Genomic DNA, 2,623 nt, shown 5'->3' with positions numbered 1-2,623 from the left:
GTCCGGAGAAGGTGCGGGGGACGGGGCGTCGCCTGCCTGTCTGCCCTGCGGCGGCACTCGCGTGGGAGCGTTGCGCGGCGGGAGACGTCGTTTGGTGGACGGCCGGGCCCCCGCCTCAGCCGCGCGCCGGCGTGGCCCTGCCCCCGATTTGCGCGCCCGCGTCCGGGGGAAGCCTCCGGAAGAGCGGTCCGGCCAGTGACGACACGAGTCCGATGGCGAGGAAGGGCAGGAGGAAGCGGTCCGGCGTGAGGCGCACGTCCCCGCCACCTCGCGCCACGTGCAGCATCAAGCCACCGAAGCTGATGCCCACGCTCAGCGCCATCTGCTGCGTCACCACCGCGAACGTGGACGCGTTGCTCACCGCCTCCTTGGGGAGGTCCGCGTAGGCCACCGTGTTGGTGGCGGTGAACTGCAGTGAGCGCATGAAGCCGCTGCAGATGAGCGTGCCGACGATGAAGGGAATGGGCGTGCTCCCGCGGAAGAAGGCGGGCACGGCCGTCAGCGCGGCGGTGAGCAGGTTGGAGGCGATGAGCGTCTTGCGGAAGCCCACGCGCCGGATGAGCAGGGGCGCCACCGGCTTGCACGCGAAGGCCCCCATCGACGTGCCAATGGTGACGAGCCCCGCCTCCAGCGGCCCCCACCCCAGGCCCACCTGGAAGAGCAGCGGCAGCAGGAAGGGCGTCGCGCCCAGGCCCATGCGCACCAGCGCGCCCCCCAGCATGCTGGCGCGGAAGGTGGGCACCTGGAGCAGGCGCAGGTTGAGCACCGGACGCGGCGTGCGCAGCGCGTGCCGCACGTAGGCGGCCAGTGCCCCCACGGCGACCAGCGCGATGCCCAGCTGCGCGGGCCACGGCACCAGGCCGATGCCCGCCGTCTCCGCCGCGCCCATCAGCGTGGTGATGGCGACCACCGCCAGGGCGAAGCCCTTCTTGTCGAAGGGGCCCGGGTCGGGCTGGTGCAGCACGGGCACGAAGCGCGCCACGGCCCACATCCCCAGCAGGCCCACCGGCACGTTGATGAAGAAGATCCACGGCCAGTCCGCGACGCCCAGGATGAAGCCCGCGAGCGGCGGGCCCAGGAGCGGTCCCACCAGCGCGGGCATGGTGAACCAGCTCATCGCGGACACCAGCTTCTCGCGCGGCGCCGAGTTGACGATGATGAGCCGGCCCACGGGCGTCATCAGCGCGCCGCCCAGCCCCTGCAACGTGCGGAAGAGCACGAGCTGCCCCAGCGACCGGGAGAAGCCGCACAGCACGGAGGCCGTCAGGAACACGGCCATGGCCGTCATGAAGACGCGGCGCGGGCCGTAGCGGTCGGCGATCCACCCACTGGCCGGCGCGAGCACCGCCAGGGCGAGGATGTACGACGTCAGCGCGAGCTTGAGGTGGACCGGATCCGTGCCGAAGGCCACCGACAGCGTGGGCAGCGCGGTGGACAGCGCGGTGGAGTCCAGGAACTCCATGAACAGCGCACTGGCCACCGCGATGGATGCCAGCCGGGAGCCTCGGGTGGAGCGGACAGGTCCGGTGGATGCGGTCGCGGTGGAGACGGACACGTCCTTTTCTATGCGCATGCCGCGCCGTGTCTGTCACGCACGCCCGGCCGGTGAGCCCTGGAAATCAGAAGCGAGCGTACTCAGAGCCCACAGCGTCGGAAGACCCCGCCCCGGGCATGGCGGCCGTCCTCCCGGAGTGCGGGCGAGCAGGCGTGAAGGCCGGTCATGACATCCGGACCGGGCGCGCCAACGTCAGGGCTCGGGAGGTTCGTTCCGGGCGGCCTCGGTGAGCAGCCGGGTCTCCTCGCGCAGCTCATCCAACCGGACGCGGTGACGCTGGAGCAGCGCCTCCACCTGTTCGACCCGCACCGTGTCTCCTCGCGCCCGCGCCTCCTGCCGCTCCCCTTCCAGCCGCGTCACGTCCCGCCCCAGCAGCGACGAGATGTGCTCCGTCTTCTCCAGCTTCCAGCGCGCCGTCTGCGGGAGTTCCTCCGCGATGGGGTCGTTCGGCTGCGCGGGGGCATTGGCCACCTCCGGCTCCGGCGGCACGTCCCCAGGGCTCGGCGGCACCACCATGGCGGCGGGCTGCTCGGGCGCGGCTGCGTGCACCGGCGCCGTCCGCTTCGGCGCGACGGGGGCCTCCGCCTCCACGGGCTTCAAGGCCTGCTGGAACTCCGGAGGCAGGCCGGAGGGAGCATTTGTCTCCCGGGACGTCAGGAGCGCGATGGCGATCACCACCGCTCCCAGCAGGCCCGCGCCCCCCACCAGCATCACGCGTTCACGGCGTCGCATCATCCGTCCCCTTCAAGGGCCCTGAAGCTCCTCACAGCCGCAGGCGCCAGCCATCCGCCTGCCGCTCCACCCGGAAGAAGTAGGGCTCCGGCCGCTCCTTGCCTCCCTGGGACACGCGCGCCCTCACGAGCACCGCGTCCGGGTCGCGGCCATCCACCTTCGCTTCGACGATGTCCACCAGGTGCAGGTCGTGCTCGCGCAGGTCCTTCACCGTGTCCTCGCACGAAGGCAGCCCCGGCGCCTTCACCAGCAGGGGGCCCAGCACCGCGCAGTCCCCGGACGGCAGGGCCTGGAAGAAGCGGCGCACCACCGCCTCCCCGGCCTCCGCCTTCGAGG

General features: G+C 72.2%; 3 protein-coding genes. All 3 read right to left on the bottom strand.

All coding sequences use genetic code 11. The features are described 5' to 3' along the window. Positions 1-115 precede the first annotated feature (115 nt). Positions 116-1,462: an MFS transporter gene (locus D7Y13_RS40670; RefSeq protein ID WP_233595658.1), complete on the bottom strand. Its 1,347-nt coding sequence runs from the start codon at positions 1,460-1,462 to the stop codon at positions 116-118. Positions 1,463-1,747: 285 nt separating this feature from the next. Continuing rightward, positions 1,748-2,290 (bottom strand): hypothetical protein, encoded by a 543-nt coding sequence (locus tag D7Y13_RS40665; protein ID WP_120584235.1) that lies wholly within the window; start codon positions 2,288-2,290, stop codon positions 1,748-1,750. A 28-nt stretch (positions 2,291-2,318) separates the two neighbouring features. Then, the coding region (locus tag D7Y13_RS40660; RefSeq protein ID WP_120631024.1) for a hypothetical protein at positions 2,319-2,623 on the bottom strand (305 nt) is incomplete at its 5' end.

It is taken from the genome of Corallococcus praedator (assembly GCF_003612125.1).
In the GTDB taxonomy this organism is placed as follows: Bacteria; Myxococcota; Myxococcia; order Myxococcales; family Myxococcaceae; genus Corallococcus; species Corallococcus praedator.
The sequence above is the reverse complement of the archived record's forward strand: the minus strand, read 5'-3'. Positions and strand labels throughout refer to the sequence as shown.

Excerpts from the sequence above, each read along its gene's own strand:
- D7Y13_RS40670 (WP_233595658.1), bottom strand. The coding sequence starts at position 1,462 with ATGGAGTTCCTGGACTCCACCGCGCTGTCCACCGCGCTGCCCACGCTG.
- D7Y13_RS40665 (WP_120584235.1), bottom strand. The coding sequence starts at position 2,290 with ATGATGCGACGCCGTGAACGCGTGATGCTGGTGGGGGGCGCGGGCCTG.